This is a genomic window from Proteus sp. fly-1013, from assembly GCF_040140245.1.
Classification (GTDB): Bacteria; Pseudomonadota; Gammaproteobacteria; order Enterobacterales; family Enterobacteriaceae; genus Proteus; species Proteus mirabilis_B.
Genome location: NZ_JBEEWD010000001.1, coordinates 678,283 through 696,794 on the forward strand (window position 1 = coordinate 678,283; position 18,512 = coordinate 696,794).

The following is an 18,512-nucleotide window of genomic DNA, read 5'->3' on the forward strand; positions in this document are numbered from 1 at the left end:
CGCATTATCTATTAGGTGACAACGGGGACGAATATTAACGAGATGATTCGATTCTGGCAAGAGGAAAAACACAAATTTATATTCAACTGCTCGTATTTAAAGCTATTTGTTGATATTTGTGTCATTCCTTTGCCTAAATAACCGTTTCTGTTTAACGCTCTGAGCGTAATAGTACCACTTCATCAGATTGACGTTGGATCCACCAAATGCGGGAACCCATCATAATTGCTGAGGCAGTTAAACCTAAAATAAAGCCAATCCAGAAACCAGCAGGTCCCATCGCTTCAACAAAGTAATTAGTACGCCCTAATATATAACCAGAAGGTAGTCCAATTACCCAGTAGGCAATAAAAGTAATAAAGAAGATAGAACGAGTATCTTTATAACCTCGTAATACACCTGAGCCAATAACTTGCACAGAATCTGATAACTGATAAAGCGCAGCGAATAACATAAGATGGGAAGCTAACGTCACCACTTCAATATTATCGTTATACATTAACGCGATTTTTTCTCTGAAGATAATAGAGAAAATCGCGGTACAACTTGCCAACATTAGTCCAACAGCAAGCGCTGTAATGGCTGAAATACGTGCTTGTTCTGTGGAACGTTGCCCTAAGTTATGACCAACACGGATTGTTGCTGCTATTCCCAATGAAAGAGGGAACATAAACATTAGTGAACTAAAGTTAAGTGCTATCTGATGACTGGCAACCGCAGTAACGCCTAAAGGTGAAACTAATAATGCAACAACGGCAAATAGTGTTACCTCAAAGAATAAGGCTAAGCCAACGGGTAATCCTAAAAACGTAATACGTTTTATCGTGTGGAAATCAGGACTGACTAAACGTTTCTTTGGCATAACATCACGCTGTGTCGGTGCTCGACGCACGTAATAACGCATCATTAAGAACATCGCCCAGAAAACAGAGGCCGTTGCAACACCACAACCAATCCCCCCTAATTGTGGGGCGCCAAATTTACCGTAAATAAAGGCGTAGTTAACAGGGATATTAATTAATAGGCCAACAAAACCAATTATCATGCCAGGTTTTGTTTTAGATAATCCCTCACATTGACTTCTCAGTACCTGATAGTAAAGGCAACCAGGTGCACCCCACATAATGGCATGAATAAATCCAATGGCCTTTTCGGCTAATTCGGGTTCTATATCATGTTGCGCTTCAATAATAAAACGGCTGTTATAAAGAATAGCAATTACCATGATTGATAAGAAAGTGGCGAGCCAAAAACCTTGCTGTGTACGATTAGCAATGTGTTTTCGTTGTCCGGAACCATTTAATTGAGCAACGATTGGGGTTAATGCCATTAATATACCTTGGCCTAATAAAATCGTTGGTAACCAAATAGACGTACCTACTGCCACCGCCGACATTTCTGTGGCATTTACAGCACCCGCCATGACAGTATCAACGACACCCATTGCTGTCTGGGAAAATTGCGCGATGATAACGGGGATACCGAGAGCAAGTAAGCTACGCGCTTCTCTTATGTACTTCTGCACGCATACACCTTTATTTATTATAAGAAAACGAAAGGAAAGGAAGAGAACAAACGTCGTATTGTTAAAATGACGTAAAGAGATCCTCAAGACCGCTTATTCTAATGATAAAAGTTTAATTAGCAACGAAATAAGTTTAGCTTCTCAAGCACAGGATTTTGATAATTTATTAGGTGTTTTTACGTTATATTTAACGGTAATCCTCGACAAGGAATAAATACGATAATTGTTCCTTTGTATTAATACGAGCTATGTTATCCTTAATAGCATAAGCCTAAATTGAGTTTACCAGTTTATCGATCCAAGGAGATGTAAGATGTTTACAGGTATTGTTCAGGGAAAAGGGCGGGTTATTGCTATCGAAGATAAAGGCGATTTTCGTACCCATATCATTGAATTACCCAAAGAGTTAGTCGGCAATTTAGAAACAGGTGCTTCTGTTGCAAATAATGGTTGCTGTTTAACGGTCACTAAAATTGAAGGTACACATATTAGCTTTGATCTAGTGAAAGAGACATTACGTTTAACTAACCTTGGTGAATTAAAAGTCGGTTCTGAAGTAAATATTGAACGTGCGGCTAAATACGGTGATGAAATAGGCGGGCATGTGATGTCTGGTCATATTGTCACAACTGCCGAAGTTGCCAAAATTATAACATCAGAAAATAATTTACAAATTTGGTTTCGTATCTTTGATAAAGCATTAATGAAGTACATTTTACACAAAGGTTTTATTGGTATTGATGGAATAAGCCTAACTGTGGGCGATGTGGTTAATAACCGTTTTTGTGTCCATTTAATTCCTGAAACGCGCGATAGAACGACATTAGGTCGCAAACGCCTTGGTGATAAAGTCAATATTGAACTTGATCCTCAAACTCAAGCGATTGTCGATACAGTAGAGCGCGTTATGGCGCAACAAGCACAGCAACAAGCTTTATTAGCAGCACAACAAAATGAAAATGAAGAACAAGCTTCACATAATTAATAATTAATGTTGTTGCTCTTAAAAGATAATCAAAGAAAAAGCCAGTTTATCAATCAAACTGGCTTTTCTCTTTTTATAAAAAGAATAATTAGCGAGGGATTTGTAAACCGCCAATATGACCTTTAGGGCTTAGGACAATTTGCCATAACTGAATATCTCTGGCACGAAATGCACCCGCACAGGCATTAAGATAATAACTAAACATACGTTTAAAGCGTGGCGTGTAATTAGATTCAATATCTGGCCAATAGGCTAAAAAACGCTGATACCATGCCATTAGTGTTTTATCGTAATCAGCGCCAAAGTTATGCCAATCTTCCATTACAAATTTACTGTCCATTGCATGAGCAATTTTTTGAATAGACGGTAAACATCCATTAGGAAAGATATATTTGCTTATCCAGCTATCTACATTTACTTTGTCGCGGTTAGAACCTATGGTGTGCAATAAAAACAGACCATCTTCCTTTAAATTACGACGAACCACATCAAAATAAGTGGCATAATTTTTAGGTCCTACATGCTCAAACATACCTACTGAAACTATGCGATCAAACTTTTCATGTAAATCACGATAGTCTTCTAAAATAATATTAACATCAAGTCCTTGGCATCGGGCTTGTGCAAGTTTTTGCTGTTCAACAGAAATAGTGACTCCCGTTACAGAAACGCCAAAATGTTTGGCTGCATAGCCTGCAAGTCCACCCCAACCACAGCCGATGTCTAACAAGGTCATTCCCGGTTTTAAATCTAATTTTCGGCAAATTAAATCTAATTTATGTTCTTGAGCCTGAGTTAAATTATCTGCATTTTTCCAGTAACCACAGGAATATTGCATATTAGGATCAAGCATGGCAGTAAATAGATCATTACCAAGGTCGTAATGCTCTTTACCTACCATCCAAGCACGTTTTTGTGTTTGCAGATTAAAAAGGCGGGCTGTCGCAATCTTGAAAATATCGCGTAGGTTTTGCGGGAGCTTATTTTCAAGACCAGCACGTAAAACTTTATGAAAGAATATATCTAATCGTTCACAATCCCACCAACCATCCATATAACTTTCGCCGAGACCTAATGAGCCTTGCTGTAATACTCTTTTATAAAAATTTTGATTATGAACCTGAATATCATAAGGTTCTGAGCCATTAACTCGAATATCAGCATGAGCTAACAGTTCTATTGCGATCTTTTTATAAGGATCGTTGGAGGTCTTTCGGCCTTCTTCTACACAAGATGTACTCATATACTCTCCGCGTAAACTAAGCGGGTTTTGAGACATAAAGCTAAGAAAGGATGTGTGCAGATTGACAGTATTAAAATGGTATTGTGTTCAGTCTGAATTGAACGAATAGAATTAATAAGACAACTAATCTGACATAATCAGCGAATAATCTGTTTAATGTCTCAAAATCCGAAAGAAAAATAAATAAAACGCTATTATAGCGTATAGGTAAGTATAGAGATGTAGAATATTTTTCTCTAGAAAAGAAAAAGGCCATTTTTTATAAAATGGCCTTTTTAAGATGATTCTTAAAAGAAGGAGCGCGATTATTCTGCGGTTTGAACTGTGTGTTTGGTAACAGATTTATTGCGCTGAATAAAGTAACCAACTGCCATTGGGATTGCTGTTAACGCCATAATTGCCGTGGTGTTAATCAAAGGTTGTTGGCTGATAAATGCAGAGACAATAAAACTCGCTAAGCTGCAAAGACCTAGTTGAAGCGCATTTTGTAACGCAGCAGCTTTACCACTGATTTCAGGATAAGCGGATAAAGCATTAGATACTGCGATTGGATAAGAAGCACCATTCATTGCAGCCATAATACAGAACGGAATTAAAATAGTTGTTAATGTTGGTTCAGTAAATTTAGCAACAAGGTATAACGCAGTCATACTGACAGCATAACCAATTAATAACAGTGGCAGCAGTGTTTTACCTGTCATTTTTGACAGTAAAATACGACAACCATAACCACCCACCATAAATGCAATAGTTTGTGGAATATAACTTAAACCGATATCCTGAGGAGAGTAGCCCATCTTTTCAAGAATGATTGGTGAGCCAGCTAACCAAGCAAAAAAACCTGCACTACAAGAAGCGTAAACTAATACGTTACCTGTGTAGAGAGGGGATTTTAGTAAAGTCATAAATGATGCTGAAGATTGGTTTGCATCTGTAACTGATTTTTGTTTAATGTTTTTTAGCATTAGTGTCGGTAACATTAGAACTAATGTTACTGCCATTAACAGCATAAAAATCATACGCCAGCCACCGTGATCTAATAACGATGCGCCGATTAAAGGCGCAAGTGCTGGTGATAATGCAACTAGTGGCATAATTAAAGCAAAAACGTGCTGAGCGCGAGATTCATCAAAACGGTCGATGACAAGAGCTTGCCAAATAACAGCAGCAGAGCAGACGCCGAAAGCTTGTAGGAAGCGCATAGCAAGTAAGCCAGTTGCACTTTCAACCCACAGCATACCAAGGCAGCCTAAAGAGAAAAGGCTTAAACCAATAAGAAGAATAGGTTTACGACCTACTTTGTCAGAAAGTGGTCCCCAAAGTAACTGAGCAACAGCAAAACCAAATAAAAAGATACTTAAGCTATTACTAATAGCACCTTCGCTGATAGAGAGTTCACGCTGCATCATACCAAATGCAGGTAAGTACATATCAATAGCTAAGTAACCTAGCATACTCAAACCAGCTAGGTACACCATAAAGCTCATAGGTGTTTTTGATTGTGTGGATGTTTTAGAATTCATTTTATTTTCTATGCTATGTGATGTAGAACATTTTATGTATTGTAACTAAGACCTATTTTACTTGTGAAACGGGAATATTTGGTTAATGCTGTGAAAAATTTTCAAAGGAATAAACTCTATGTGGTCAGAATACTCTTTAGAAGTTGTTGATGCAGTCGCAAGAACAGGAAGTTTTAGCTCGGCTGCTCAAGAATTGCACAGAGTGCCATCCGCCGTTAGTTACACAGTTCGGCAATTAGAGGAATGGCTTGCCGTTCCTTTGTTTGAGCGTCGTCATCGTGATGTAGAATTAACCGACGCAGGTAAAATTTTCATCAAAGAAGCACGATCTGTTATCAAAAAAATGAATGACACTCGACATCTTTGTCAACAAGTTTCTAATGGATGGCGCGGTCAATTTAGTATAGCAGTTGATGGCATTGTTAAACCTGAAAGAACACAACAACTTATTCTCGATTTCTACCGCCATTTTCCGGATATAGAACTGTATGTCTACCCTGAAGTGTTTAATGGCGTATGGGACTCCTTAGTTAATGGTCGTGTTGATTTAGCCATTGGTGCAACAAGAGCCTCACCAATCGGTGAACGTTATAGCTTTAGAGATATGGGATTTATGCCTTGGCGCTGTGTTTGCCATGTTGATCACCCTTTAGCGAAAGCACAACATCCATTAACGGATGATGAAATGCGGCCTTATCCAAGTTTATGTTTAGAGGATACCTCACGCAGTTTACCAAAGCGTGACACTTGGGCGCTAAATAATCAGCGCAGAATGGTTGTTCCGACATGGGATATGGGGCTTGAATGTTTGTTAGCGGGATTATGCGTTGGAATGGTGCCTTGGCACCGTGCTGAACCTTTAATTGAACAAGGTAAGCTGGTGACTTTACAACTGGCACAACCATTGCCAGACAGCCCATGCTGCCTGACGTGGGTCGATAAAAGTGAATCGCCCGCTTTGACATGGTTGTTAGATTATCTTGGAGATAGCCAAACCTTAAATGAGGAATGGCTTCGCTAGAAATCAGATAGTTAAATAAATATGAATTAGCGACGGTAGTCGATAAAAGGACCGTCAGCAACTGAACGGCGCTCAACTAATCGTGGATGAACTTCGATTGTTTGGGCGTCTTCGCGTTTATTGACGATACGATCAAGGAGCATCGATAATGCCATTTGACCTAGACGTTCTTTTGGCTGGTGGACGGTTGTTAGTGCAGGCGTAAAATAACGTGCATTACGAATATTGTCATAGCCAACAATAGAAATATCAAAAGGAACACGCAGACCAAGTTCATCTGCGGCACAAATTGCGCCCATCGCCATAACATCACCTCCACAAAAAACAGCAGTAGGGCGATGTTTTTGGTTTAGCATTTGGTACATAGCTTTATAACCAGATTCTGGCTCGAAGTCGCCTTGTACAATCCATTCGTCTTTGACTGTGATTTTTGCTTCTTCCATGGCTTTTAAGAAACCTTGTAAGCGACCACCACCTGTATTACGTTCTAATGGACCAGGGATAATACCAATATCACGATGACCGCGTTCAATAAGGTAACGACCTGCAATATAACCACCATGGAATGCGTTATCGATAATGGTATCTGTAAAGTCGCCACGTGCCTTACCCCAATCCATGACAACCATTGGAATATTACGATAGCCCTCTAAAAGAGTAAGAAGGTGATCGGGATATTCAGAACACATGACTAATAATCCATCAACACGTTTTTGTGCCAGCATCGCTAAATAGGCTTTTTGTTTATCGAGGTTATTATGTGAATTACATAAAATCAGTGTGTAGCCTTTGCTGTAACAACTATTTTCAACAGCTTCAATCACTTCAGCAAAGTAAGGAGCTTCACTGGACGTGGCTAACAGGCCAATAGATTTGGTGTGATTGACTTTTAAACTACGCGCAACGGCACTAGGCGAATAATTTAATTCTTTTATAGCGGCCCAAACTGCTGCCCGTGTGTTCTCAGCAACAAAACGTGTTTTGTTGATCACATGAGAAACAGTCGTGGTTGATACGCCTGCGCGTTTTGCCACGTCTTTTATTGTTGCCATGGTGTGGAAAACTCCTGACCTTCATTGGTCTCTTTTATCTAATTTTATGGTTTAACTGCCAGTATAGTCATACATAGGGCAAACACTGGCAATAATTTAGCGATTAGCTGTGAATTTTGTATGATCTAGCTCAAAAGTGAAAGTATTAATCAATGTTATAAATTGTGCACTGGTCGCTATTTTAGCAAATTTTGATATGTGATAATAATTAACCATGACAAGGTTATGGTTAAAAATGTGTATTATAATCATTTTGAGGGAGAAATAGATGGATACGGATCTGAAATTTGGTTTGAGTACAGCAGTAGCAGCGCTTGTTATGATCGTTTTATTTTCTACTATGATGTTCTAATCACTGCTTTATAGAATATCCGATCAATTTAAATAATAGATTATCGAATATCTGAATATAACAAAGGGCTCAAGGCCCTTTGTTATTTTGTCACCAAAAATGAATCTCAATCACTCACCTTTGATTATCAAGCTCAATTAAGCAAGGTTAGCTTCAACAAATGACCAGTTAACCAGTGCCCAGAACTCTTCTAAATATTTAACGCGCGCATTACGGTAGTCGATGTAGTAAGCATGTTCCCATACGTCTACTGTTAACAGTGGTTTGTCTGCACCTGAAACTGGAGTTGCAGCATTAGAGGTGTTAACAATTGCAACTGAACCGTCAGCTTTTTTCACTAACCAAGTCCAACCTGAACCGAAGTTTTTAGCTGCTGCATCATTAAATTGCTTTTTGAACTCTTCAAAAGAGCCAAATGCTTTGTTGATAGCATCAGCAACTTTACCTGTTGGTGCGCCACCTGCATTGGGTGCTAAGCAGTTCCAGTAGAAAGTGTGGTTCCATACTTGAGCAGCATTATTAAAGATACCACCATCAGTAGATTTGATGATTTCTTCTAAAGATTTGCTTTCTAAATCAGTGCCTTTAACCAGATTATTTAAATTGGTTACATAGGTTTGGTGGTGTTTGCCGTAGTGATATTCTAAAGTTTCTTTAGAGATGTGTGGCTCAAGAGCATCTAACGCATAAGGTAATTTTGGTAATTCGAAAGACATTGCGTACTCCTTTAAACTATCTATTTCGGGTTTTGTGCCTGAAATCATTCAATCAAAATCATTTGAATTGATAGAATGAGGCAAATGAATCACTAAGTTGTTACTATTTTGCTAATTATTTTAACAAAAATCCGCTGAAATAACAGCTAAATATCTTTTATCTATAGTTATAAGCCATATAGATTAATTATACTCATAAGAGTATATCCCTCTTGCCTGTACGTAAAGTAGCAAAAGTGCATTTGTAATGAGAGAAGCAAAAAAGGAGAGAGTAAATTTTATTCTATTAATATGATTTAATAGCGTCACCTAGTTTGGATGGATTGGGGTAAGAGACTACAATTGATACATCGTAACAAATTTATTCTCAAAGGAATGTACAAATATGAAAAAAATATTTATAGCTATTGGCATGATAATATTTTTATCTGGGTTTGGATTTAAAAGTAATGAACCTTTGAAATTAGATTTTGGAAGATCAATTGATGATATTCCTTTTATAAAAAATGGCGAGTGTGAAACAAAGGAAGATATTATCACTTGTTTTTTTAATAATGAGCCTCCGTTTGATAAAGACTCTGATAGAAATGCATTAAAATTTTATAAGGGTAAGTTAATCGGCGTAAATCTATCCTATTTTGGTGGCAATGACATCGACTCTGTTTGTGATATTTTAGCTCAGAAAATGAAAAATATTTATCCTTTAGTTAAGGATAAAAAAGCATTGTTAGCTTCGGTAAATAACTGCAAGGAATTAGAGATAATCGAATATGAGTCATTAAGTGAGAATAAAACATTTGTATTTTCTGAAATAGAGAATATTGAGGCTAAAGAAGGGAACATAGAAATAATGTATTCACATAAGCCTTATTATTTATATATTTATCGTAGTAGCGATATTTTAGATTGAATTTACGTAAATAGAGTGTAGGAGTTAAAATGAGTTATAATATTGCACTATTTGATTTTCCTATTCCGAATGATTTTGAAAAAGCGTGTGAATACTTTGAAAAATATGAAGATGAAGATATTCAGGAATTAAGCCCATCAATGTTGCATTTTTATCAAGAAATTTCTCATCTATATCCATGCCTTTGCGAATTACCCGATGATGAAATAGATGATAGTGTGTGGTGTGATGGGCCTTTAATTAATAACTTTATGACCAAAATCCCAGTTATTGGTTTTGTTTACTCTAAAGTAGATGAAGCTCTTCCAGTTGTTATTGAATTAGCAAATAAAATGGGGATCTCAGTCCTTGATTGGCAGCAAGGAACGGTATTTAATGCTAAACAATAAAAATGATATTTGAGATGATATAAGGGTTGACTTAAATTTGCCGACAATAGTTTAAGTTTTTTCAAGGGAGTGATAAAAGCATGCACGGAAGTATTATTTTCAAGTATTTTTCTATGAAACGATTAGTCCAGAGTCTATTTCTACTTATTTTTTGTAGTGTGCTAAATGGTTGTGGCATGTTCTATGGCATTGCATGTAGTACCAGTATTTTATTGACACCGTCAGAATCGCAAGAAAAAATCTATATGCCGGAAGCTATTGTTAATCAAAATTATGATCAACAGGTTGAAATTGGCGTATTTTCTGGTTTAGCCCCATATTATATTGTGGAAAACCCAGAATGGGTTACTGTGACATTAATGGTGAAAAATAAAGATGGGGAGTGGCTTTCTCTTATTACACATGAAGATTGGCAAAAGCATGTCATACGCCAAGAAGAGCGTCCTATCATTTTTGCTCGTTTACAGGGAACAGCACCTAAAAGTGGCAATGTACGGATAAAAATAAAAGCCACAGTAGGGCGTACTATGTGTGGTACAACGGACCCTGTTTTTGCTTTACAAGTTAAAGTGAGAAAAGAATAAAGCTATCCGTGATACTTAAATATATTTATTTTAATTAGGTGAAGATTACCTAATAAGACTCGTCCATTTTATCTTATCTATAAATACTCTAACTTACTAAAATCTAATACTATTATAAATATTAGATTTTAGTATTGTTTGTATAGAATAATTTAACGGAATATGATTTTCAGATCACTTGCTTACCCTGTAATAAGCGTATACATCATTTTCACTACAACTAAGAATAGAAATAATGCAAATATTTGGCGAACTCTAGGGATCGGTAGGCGATAAGCAACTTTTACACCGACAGGTGCGAAGAGTACGCTAGTAATGCTTATTCCAATAAAGGCAGGTAAATAGATAAAGCCGAAGTAATAGTCATTAATATTCGTTTGATTCCAGCCATAGATAATCCCCATGATTGTGCCTATGGAAGCAATGATGACACCAATCATTGAAGAGGTTGCAATACATTTACGTGTATTAAATCCCCAATGGCTTAAAAGAGGAATCGTGATAGTACCGCCAGCAATACCGATAAAGCTGGATATAAAACCAATTAAAGAGCCGCCACTTGTTAACGCTGTTTTTGAAACAATAGGATCTTTCACATTTTCAATGCGTTCTGCTTCTTTCTTTTTAGTTAATAATCCATAGATGGTATATACCATGAAAATACAGAACACGATTTGCAATATCGTATTTGACATTTTTTGTACCAGAAATGTCCCCACAAGCATACCAATGATGGTGCCAATAGATAATAAAGGAAATTGCTGCCATAAAATGGCTTTATGTTTGTTATGGGAATACGCTGAAGATGCTGTGGAAAATATAATGACAGAGAATGAGGTAGATAAGGCAATTTTCATCACCATATCTGTTGGAATAGCTTGTTGACTGACTACATACATCACCACCGGAACAATGATTGCACCGCCTCCTATGCCAAGTAGCCCAGCAAAAAAGCCGGTGATACATCCCACTAAAAGAAACAGCAAAATCATGTCCATGGTTAATTCTCATCAGGGTTTATAACAAACTCATTTTTATACATTATATCCTTTTAAGAAGGTAGCGTTTTATCTTAATGTATAGATTATGAAATTTAATGTATTGATTTTGATATGAAAATTGTTATTTCTTTTCTTGCTACTTTTTTAATACTAAAGAATATATAGCTAAATATAATTCAAATAAAGAAATAAATTAAATATTTAATATTGGCTTTTATAATAAATTCTACTTTTAAACTATAAGCTAAAAATAATTATATTAATTTTATAGGGAGAATAAATCGGAATATGACTAGCTTGTTTTTATTTATTTATTTATGGAAGCCTAGGGTGGCAAGATTTTTCTTATTTAAAATAAGATAACGAAAAGTTATAGTACTATTTTTCATGATCTATACTGTCAGATCAAAATATTAAGCAATTTAGAAAGAGTCATACATTTATCCATAATGTTGGCGAGGGCGTTGTTTTATTTAATTAAAATAGATTTTTATCTTATTGGATTTATATTTTATCTATCTTTTTTTGACTTTATAAAGGAATTTGTATGAAGAAGACGGTGTTATTACTATCTATAATCACATTATTATCAGGGTGTAAAATAAACGAGGCAATACGTTCTGTTAATAGTGCTGTAAACCAAATAGTTCCATCGATGGAATCTCCAGTCACTGAAGCGACTTATGCAGGAATATGTAAGGACTTTAGTGATAATGAGATTGCTGCGAAGAAAAAATGGAGAGGAAAGTGGGTTATTTTAGAGGGAAGAGTGACCACTATCGCAAGTTTGGAAGAAGTAGTCAGATACGACCTCTATAAACCAACACCACCGAAAGTTGTTGCTATTTCATTTAATAATAAAGCCAGTGCTTCATATACTTTAAAACCAAGTGAAGAAGATAATGTTCTTAAAATTAAGAAAGGACAAACTGCAAAAATAAAAGGTGAGATAAGCGATATTACTGATGCATTGGGTTGTTTGATCCTTTTAGAAAACGGAACCATACAGTAATAAGTTACTTAAATTGAACCAATCGATTCGAGCATTGACGATTTTCTTAATTGAAATGCTCTCAGCCTCTTAATTGAGGCTTTTTATTCTTCTTAACGTTTTAGTCAGTGATTGTGTCGGTAGTAAGAGATAAAATAATAAGATAAAACATACTCATAAACATCTGTAACGTATTGATTTATTTTTTATGTTTTATTGTATATTTTCTCATCAATAATACTGTGGTTTAGTACCAACCTATTGTTTTATATCGATAACTAAACTTATATAGAGGTTTCTAATATAAAGTGGTATTCTTCTTTCATGTTTTCCCCTATAAAGCATATCGAATATAAAAGGCTGTAAGGACTTACAAATGACGACTATTGAAAAAATTGAACGCCAGATCAATGAAAACCCAATTATTTTATACATGAAAGGTTCTCCAAAATTACCAAGTTGTGGTTTTTCTGCTCAGGCAGTTCAAGCTATCTCTGCTTGTGGTGAGCGTTTTGCGTATGTTGATATCCTGCAAAACCCAGATATTCGTGCAGAATTACCAAAATATGCACACTGGCCAACTTTCCCACAATTATGGGTAGATGGTGAATTAGTCGGTGGATGTGACATCATTTTAGAAATGTATCAGCGCGGTGAATTACAGAAGTTATTAAAAGAGACTGCTGATAAGTATCGTGGTGAAGAAGAAGCACAGTAATTAAATTTTATCGTTTCAGTATTGGAACGTATGAAAATAGTGTGATCTTCAATAAAAAAGCCAGTTCAATTCGTTGAACTGGCTTTTTTCTGTTATTCATAAATGTACCTGAGACACCATGACTTTAAGGTGTAGGTAATGGCCATCCACCAAGCTTTTTCCAGCGGTTAACTAATTCACAAAAAAGTAATGATGTACGATTTGTATCGTATAACGCGCCATGCGCTAATTTGCTATCAAAGGGAATGCCAGCAGTGATACAGGCTTTAGCCAAAATTGTCTGCCCTAATACTAATCCACTTAAAGCCGCTGTATCAAAGGTGGCAAAAGGGTGAAAAGGGTTACGTTTTAATCCGGCACGCTCAGCCGCAGCCATTACAAAGCTGTGATCAAAATTTGCATTATGCGCCACAATAATGGCGCGATTACAGTCTGCATCTTTCATTCCTTTACGTACCATTTTAAAAATGGCATGAAAGGCTTCATATTCACTGACTGCACCACGTAAAGGATTGGTTGGATCAATACCTGTAAATTCTAAGGCTGCCGGCTCTAGATTAGCCCCTTCAAAGGGTTCGACATGAAAATGTAATGTGTTGTCCGGTTTTAGCCAACCTTGTTCATCCATTTTTAATGTAATAGCGGCGATTTCAAGTAAACCGTCTGTTTTCGCATTAAATCCACCTGTTTCAACATCAATGACAACAGGGTAGTAACCCCGAAAACGGTTACAAAGCTTATTGGGATTATTTATATCAGGCATTAAGTTGTACTTATCCGACAAAAATAGAATATCGGAAATTGATAATCAGTAAGGCCAGAAAGATAAACATGTTATCTTTCTGGTTTTAATAAAAATTAGTTACCTAGAGCGTGACTTGCACTTTTGTTTTCGATGAGCTCGATTTTGTATCCATCAGGATCTTCAACAAAAGCAATAATTGTTGAGCCACCTTTTACTGGGCCAGCATCACGGGTAACATTACCGCCAGCTTGACGAATGGCTTCACAGGTTGCAGCAACATCATCAACACCTAATGCTACATGCCCAAAAGCAGTTCCCATTTCGTAGCTATTTACACCCCAGTTATAGGTTAACTCAATAACCGCACCTGTGCTTTCATCACCATAACCAACAAAAGCTAACGAGTATTTATATTCCTCATTCTCGCTAGTGCGTAGAAGTTGCATACCTAAAACCTTGGTATAAAAGTCGATAGAACGTTGTAAATCGCCCACTCGGATCATGGTATGAAGTACTCGCATATAAACCTCTTGTGTTTTTTTAATGATTAAACCCTACAGATAAACTGATGGCGGAGTACTATAACGCGTTAAAGCCCTAAAGTTCAATTTTACTACGCCTTTAACAGTTCAATAAATCATGTTGTGCAGATAATATCTCTATTAACTATACTCTATTGTAACAAACAATAGGGAGGGAAAATCAAATGCAAGAACAATTAGAATTTTTTGATATTCCTAGTCCTTGTATTGGACGTTGCGAAATGAATGCGCAAGGATATTGCGTGGGGTGCTATCGCAGCCGTCAAGAGCGGTTTAATTGGTCAACAATGAATCAACATGAGAAAAGAAATATATTGCGACTTTGTCAGCAACGTTATTTAAGATCATTAAAAAAAATGGGTTCCGCAATTGAAAAAGAGAATGATCAACTCAATTTATTTTAAATATTCCAATTATTTTTTAATATTAAAATAATAATTAACTATCTTTTTAATTCATTATTGTTATTTATTGTAGTTATGTGGTTTATTATTTTTTCTTTATTAATATAAAGTTATAACTTTAAAGTGTTATTCTGGTTATTTATTTTTAACTGTTTGATAATAATGCTATTTTCTTGTTTTTTAGTGTTGAGTTTAAAATAATAATAATTATTATGTAAAAAAATATAGATTAGTTTTTATAACAAGGTTATTCTTTATGGACTTTCGTTGCTAGAAAGAAATGGTTTAATTATATCTGGAAAATAATTACTTATCTAATAAATAGGATTATAACTATATTAGTTATTAAAGGTAATGTTTTAATTAAAAAGAATAGGTAAATATTGTATTAAAAATGAATATCTAAACTTTGTAATAAGTTGACTGAAAATGCTAATTAAGGAGAGATAAGTGGAATCAACATTAGGAGCTGATTTAGCGCGTTTAGTTCGGTTATGGCGTGCTTTAATTGATCATCGTCTCAAACCATTAAAATTAACCCAAACCCATTGGGTTACTTTGTATAATATCAGCCAATTACCTCCAGAGCAGTCACAAATCCAATTGGCAAAAGCAATAGGAATCGAGCAACCGTCTTTAGTGAGAACCTTAGATCAACTGGAAGAAAAAAAACTGATTTGTCGGCATACATGTGCAAATGATCGCAGAGCAAAACGTATAAAATTAACAAAAGAATCTGAACCTTTTATTAATGAGGTTTATACCGTTATAGAAAAAACGAGACGAGAGATATTAGGTGGTATCCAACTAGAAGAAATCGAAAGGTTAATAGGTACAATCAAAAAATTAGAAAAAAATATAAATAGGCTAAATGACTAATAATTTCAAATTTAATATATATTCTATTTAAATGATATTAATTATATGGTGATAACTATATTCTGAATAATTCAGTACTCAGCTAGATAACAAGTGAATGAGTCACTGGGAAATATAAAACATATAACTGGTGTGAGTAAACTATGTCAACAACACTGAAACTTGAAATATGACGCGTATATAACATAATCATTATATATTTTGAATTGTAATAGCTAGATTATATATTTGCTCTCTCTTAACGTTACTTATTATTGAGTCATAAAATAAAACAGGCAACTTTAATGTTGCCTGTTTTTTGTTGCTAATTGCTAATTATTAGCGAGGAGAAACAGTTAAGTTATTTCCGTTACCGATAACGGCAACACGTTGACCTTGACTATAAACAGTATTATCTGCTTTTTGAACGATAGCGACAGTTCTACCACTATCTAAACGAACTTCAATTTGAACACCCTTAGTGGTGTTTAATGCGCCTTGTGCTTGTTGTCCCGCCATACCACCAGCAATTGCACCAGCAGCTGTTGCAAGGTTACGGCCTGTACCACCACCTACTGTGTTACCTAACATACCGCCGAGAACGGCACCACCAATCGCACCTAAAATATTCTCATCGCTACCTGCTTGAATATTCACTGCACGTACAGAAACCACTGTACCATAAGTAATATTTTGAGCTTGTTTTGCTTGGCTTGCGGTGTAAGTGTCACCGGATAGTGAATTTGTATTCACACAACCAGTAAGTACAGTCATTGTAAAAAGACCAATAAGTAAATGCTTAAACATAGTCACTCCTAAAGAAAACCTGAGGTGAGTTGCTCAGATTATACCAATGTTATCTAGTATCAGTTATAGCTCGTTTTTTGCGTATGTCGACACTGATTTTAATAATATATAGCTTACTATATAGTAAAGGCCGATAGTAAAAACAGAAGAGATTTCTGAAAAAAGAGAATATAACATTATATGTTAAAAATTTGCATCATCTTGATTATAAGGAAAAGAACATGATAGCAGGGCGGTACATTGGCGTGATGTCTGGCACAAGCTTAGATGGTGTTGATGTTGTATTAGCTGCAATCAATAATAAGTTCGTTGCACAACAAGAAAATCACTTTCTGCCTTATCCACAAAATCTACGCCAACGAATTTTAGCTATTTGCCAAGGGCAATCTACTACCTTGCATGAAATCGGCCTATTAGATGCGCAATTGGGTGAACTTTATGCGCAAGCAATTATAGAGTTACTCGCAAAAGTAAAACTTAGTGCGAGTGATATTACGGCGATAGGATGTCATGGACAAACCGTTTGGCATGAGCCAGAAAGTGATATGCCATTTACTATGCAAATTGGTGACAATAACCGTGTTGCTGCCTTAACAGGAATTACGACGGTTGGTGATTTCCGTCGCAGAGATATTGCTTACGGCGGACAAGGCGCACCTTTAGTACCTGCTTTTCATCTTGCTGTATTAGGGCATTCTGTTGAAAAACGTATTATTTTAAATATTGGTGGTATCGCCAATATTTCATTGTTATTACCTGGTGTTGCAGTTAAAGGCTACGATACAGGCCCTGGAAATATGCTATTAGATAGCTGGAATTGGATCCATAACCAAACACCTTATGATGATAATGGTAAATGGGCTGCTACTGGCACTGTAAATCCAACTCTATTGAAAGATATGCTTTCGGATACTTACTTTTCGCGTTCAGCACCTAAAAGCACAGGGCGAGAATATTTCAATACACAATGGTTAAATTACCATTTAGCAAGAGTACCTAATGTTTTTCCTGAAGATGTACAAGCAACTCTAGTTGAATTAACCGCGATAAGTATTGTGCAACAGATCCAACTAAACGGTGGATGTGAACGTTTACTCGTTTGTGGTGGTGGGGCACGAAATGGGCAAATTATGCATCGTTTAGCTTCATTATTACCGGGTACAGAAGTCACGACAACGGATAAATATGGTTTAAGTGGCGATGATATGGAAGCGTTGGCATTTGCTTGGTTAGCTGCGCGTACTATTGCAAATGAATCAGGGAATTTGCCTTCTGTAACAGGGGCATCAAGAGAAACCGTTTTAGGGGCGATTTACCCTACAAATCCTCGTTAAGCGTGATATGCTGAACGCAGTTTCTCAAAAGAGAGAGTGAAAAATGACAGAACTTGATTTTATTGATGTTGCTGATTTACGCCGTGAATATATGAACGGTGGACTACGACGTCATGAATTAACTGAACAGCCATTAGTTTTGTTTGAAAAGTGGCTAAAACAGGCTTGTGAAGCGCGTTTGAGTGATCCTACTGCAATGTGTGTCGCAACAGTTGATGAAAATGGGCAACCTTATCAACGTATCGTGTTATTAAAACACTTCGATGAACATGGTTTAGTCTTTTACACCAACTTGGGCAGTCGCAAGGCGAGTCATTTAGAGCACAATCAACGAGTCAGTTTATTATTTCCTTGGTATCCCTTAGAAAGACAAGTTTGCTTTTTAGGGAAAGCAGAAAAACTTTCTCCTATTGAAGTGATTAAATATTTCCATAGCCGCCCTAAAGATAGTCAAATTGCGGCTTGGGCTTCTCAACAGTCTTCTCGCATTTCCGCAAGAGGCGTGTTAGAAAGTAAGTTTTTGGAATTAAAACAGAAATTCCAAAATGGAGAAGTGCCATTACCGAGTTTCTGGGGTGGATATCGTGTGACATTTGATTCTGTTGAATTTTGGCAAGGACGAGAAAATCGTCTGCACGATCGCTTTATCTACCAAAAATCACCACAAGGATGGGACATTGAGCGATTAGCACCTTAATAGTGTGTTAATAAATTTGCCTCAAAAAGTCTTTTTCTACTGGTACTTAATGTAGTGGCGCTTTATGCTATACCACTTATGTTTCACTTATATTTTAAATAGACAAAAAACAATA

General features: G+C 36.2%; 21 protein-coding genes. 12 read left to right on the forward strand and 9 right to left on the reverse strand.

Annotation, left to right across the window (positions count from 1 at the left end):
* Positions 1 to 151 precede the first annotated feature (151 nt).
* On the reverse strand, positions 152 to 1,525 hold the full coding sequence (locus ABN236_RS03310; RefSeq protein WP_102949515.1) for an MATE family efflux transporter: 1,374 nt from the start codon (positions 1,523 to 1,525) through the stop codon (positions 152 to 154).
* Positions 1,526 to 1,838: 313 nt separating this feature from the next.
* Between ABN236_RS03310 and ABN236_RS03315 the strand changes: the two genes are divergently transcribed.
* Positions 1,839 to 2,510, forward strand: a complete 672-nt coding sequence (locus ABN236_RS03315) for a riboflavin synthase subunit alpha (protein WP_194952370.1) — start codon at positions 1,839 to 1,841, stop codon at positions 2,508 to 2,510.
* Between the two features lie 88 nt (positions 2,511 to 2,598).
* On the opposite strand, the gene cfa is transcribed toward ABN236_RS03315, so the two are convergent.
* Positions 2,599 to 3,753, reverse strand: coding sequence for a cyclopropane fatty acyl phospholipid synthase (gene cfa, locus ABN236_RS03320; RefSeq protein ID WP_088495754.1), 1,155 nt, complete (start codon positions 3,751 to 3,753; stop codon positions 2,599 to 2,601).
* A 305-nt stretch (positions 3,754 to 4,058) separates the two neighbouring features.
* On the reverse strand, positions 4,059 to 5,276 hold the full coding sequence (punC, locus tag ABN236_RS03325; RefSeq protein WP_088495753.1) for a purine nucleoside transporter PunC: 1,218 nt from the start codon (positions 5,274 to 5,276) through the stop codon (positions 4,059 to 4,061).
* A gap of 118 nt (positions 5,277 to 5,394) precedes the next feature.
* On the opposite strand from punC, the gene punR reads away from it, so the two are divergent.
* Positions 5,395 to 6,297, forward strand: coding sequence for a DNA-binding transcriptional activator PunR (gene punR / locus ABN236_RS03330; protein ID WP_088495752.1), 903 nt, complete (start codon positions 5,395 to 5,397; stop codon positions 6,295 to 6,297).
* Positions 6,298 to 6,323: 26 nt separating this feature from the next.
* On the opposite strand, the gene purR is transcribed toward punR, so the two are convergent.
* Positions 6,324 to 7,349 (reverse strand): HTH-type transcriptional repressor PurR, encoded by a 1,026-nt coding sequence (gene purR / locus ABN236_RS03335; protein WP_023582340.1) that lies wholly within the window; start codon positions 7,347 to 7,349, stop codon positions 6,324 to 6,326.
* Positions 7,350 to 7,617: 268 nt separating this feature from the next.
* Here purR and cydH point away from each other — a divergent pair, with 268 nt between their 5' ends.
* Positions 7,618 to 7,701, forward strand: coding sequence for a cytochrome bd-I oxidase subunit CydH (cydH, locus tag ABN236_RS19325; protein ID WP_102949514.1), 84 nt, complete (start codon positions 7,618 to 7,620; stop codon positions 7,699 to 7,701).
* A 137-nt stretch (positions 7,702 to 7,838) separates the two neighbouring features.
* Here cydH and sodB read toward each other — a convergent pair whose 3' ends face one another.
* The gene (sodB, locus tag ABN236_RS03340) at positions 7,839 to 8,417 is read right to left on the reverse strand and encodes a superoxide dismutase [Fe] (RefSeq protein WP_109372414.1); all 579 of its coding nucleotides are present in this window, start codon (positions 8,415 to 8,417) and stop codon (positions 7,839 to 7,841) included.
* 385 nt (positions 8,418 to 8,802) lie between these two features.
* Here sodB and ABN236_RS03345 point away from each other — a divergent pair, with 385 nt between their 5' ends.
* From ABN236_RS03345 to ABN236_RS03355, 3 genes are all read left to right on the forward strand, one after another.
* Entirely contained in the window at positions 8,803 to 9,327 is a 525-nt protein-coding gene (locus tag ABN236_RS03345; protein ID WP_349473370.1) for a hypothetical protein, read from the forward strand.
* Positions 9,328 to 9,356: 29 nt separating this feature from the next.
* Positions 9,357 to 9,716: a hypothetical protein gene (locus ABN236_RS03350; protein WP_349473371.1), complete on the forward strand. Its 360-nt coding sequence runs from the start codon at positions 9,357 to 9,359 to the stop codon at positions 9,714 to 9,716.
* A gap of 113 nt (positions 9,717 to 9,829) precedes the next feature.
* Complete coding sequence (locus tag ABN236_RS03355) at positions 9,830 to 10,300, forward strand: hypothetical protein (protein ID WP_198624105.1); 471 nt, start codon at positions 9,830 to 9,832, stop codon at positions 10,298 to 10,300.
* 182 nt (positions 10,301 to 10,482) lie between these two features.
* Here ABN236_RS03355 and ABN236_RS03360 read toward each other — a convergent pair whose 3' ends face one another.
* Positions 10,483 to 11,298, reverse strand: a complete 816-nt coding sequence (locus ABN236_RS03360; protein ID WP_270753060.1) for a sulfite exporter TauE/SafE family protein — start codon at positions 11,296 to 11,298, stop codon at positions 10,483 to 10,485.
* Between the two features lie 550 nt (positions 11,299 to 11,848).
* On the opposite strand from ABN236_RS03360, the gene ABN236_RS03365 reads away from it, so the two are divergent.
* Positions 11,849 to 12,313, forward strand: a complete 465-nt coding sequence (locus tag ABN236_RS03365; RefSeq protein WP_088495746.1) for an OB-fold protein — start codon at positions 11,849 to 11,851, stop codon at positions 12,311 to 12,313.
* Positions 12,314 to 12,668: 355 nt separating this feature from the next.
* Positions 12,669 to 13,010 carry a Grx4 family monothiol glutaredoxin gene (locus ABN236_RS03370; protein WP_006537039.1) on the forward strand — a complete coding sequence of 114 codons (342 nt, stop codon included), beginning with the start codon at positions 12,669 to 12,671 and terminating at the stop codon, positions 13,008 to 13,010.
* A 124-nt stretch (positions 13,011 to 13,134) separates the two neighbouring features.
* On the opposite strand, the gene rnt is transcribed toward ABN236_RS03370, so the two are convergent.
* Together rnt and gloA are read right to left on the reverse strand one after the other, a co-directional pair.
* Positions 13,135 to 13,773 carry a ribonuclease T gene (rnt, locus tag ABN236_RS03375; protein ID WP_075673239.1) on the reverse strand — a complete coding sequence of 213 codons (639 nt, stop codon included), beginning with the start codon at positions 13,771 to 13,773 and terminating at the stop codon, positions 13,135 to 13,137.
* A gap of 95 nt (positions 13,774 to 13,868) precedes the next feature.
* The gene (gene gloA / locus ABN236_RS03380; protein WP_036937247.1) at positions 13,869 to 14,276 is read right to left on the reverse strand and encodes a lactoylglutathione lyase; all 408 of its coding nucleotides are present in this window, start codon (positions 14,274 to 14,276) and stop codon (positions 13,869 to 13,871) included.
* A 185-nt stretch (positions 14,277 to 14,461) separates the two neighbouring features.
* Here gloA and ABN236_RS03385 point away from each other — a divergent pair, with 185 nt between their 5' ends.
* Together ABN236_RS03385 and slyA are read left to right on the forward strand one after the other, a co-directional pair.
* Entirely contained in the window at positions 14,462 to 14,701 is a 240-nt protein-coding gene (locus ABN236_RS03385; RefSeq protein WP_102949513.1) for a DUF1289 domain-containing protein, read from the forward strand.
* Positions 14,702 to 15,151: 450 nt separating this feature from the next.
* Positions 15,152 to 15,580, forward strand: a complete 429-nt coding sequence (gene slyA / locus ABN236_RS03390; RefSeq protein ID WP_075674400.1) for a transcriptional regulator SlyA — start codon at positions 15,152 to 15,154, stop codon at positions 15,578 to 15,580.
* A 318-nt stretch (positions 15,581 to 15,898) separates the two neighbouring features.
* Here slyA and ABN236_RS03395 read toward each other — a convergent pair whose 3' ends face one another.
* Positions 15,899 to 16,366, reverse strand: a complete 468-nt coding sequence (locus ABN236_RS03395) for an outer membrane lipoprotein (RefSeq protein ID WP_075672187.1) — start codon at positions 16,364 to 16,366, stop codon at positions 15,899 to 15,901.
* Positions 16,367 to 16,587: 221 nt separating this feature from the next.
* Here ABN236_RS03395 and anmK point away from each other — a divergent pair, with 221 nt between their 5' ends.
* Both anmK and pdxH read left to right on the forward strand, forming a co-directional pair.
* Positions 16,588 to 17,700, forward strand: a complete 1,113-nt coding sequence (anmK, locus tag ABN236_RS03400; RefSeq protein ID WP_349473372.1) for an anhydro-N-acetylmuramic acid kinase — start codon at positions 16,588 to 16,590, stop codon at positions 17,698 to 17,700.
* A 43-nt stretch (positions 17,701 to 17,743) separates the two neighbouring features.
* Positions 17,744 to 18,397, forward strand: coding sequence for a pyridoxamine 5'-phosphate oxidase (gene pdxH, locus ABN236_RS03405; RefSeq protein ID WP_069369294.1), 654 nt, complete (start codon positions 17,744 to 17,746; stop codon positions 18,395 to 18,397).
* Positions 18,398 to 18,512 lie beyond the last annotated feature (115 nt).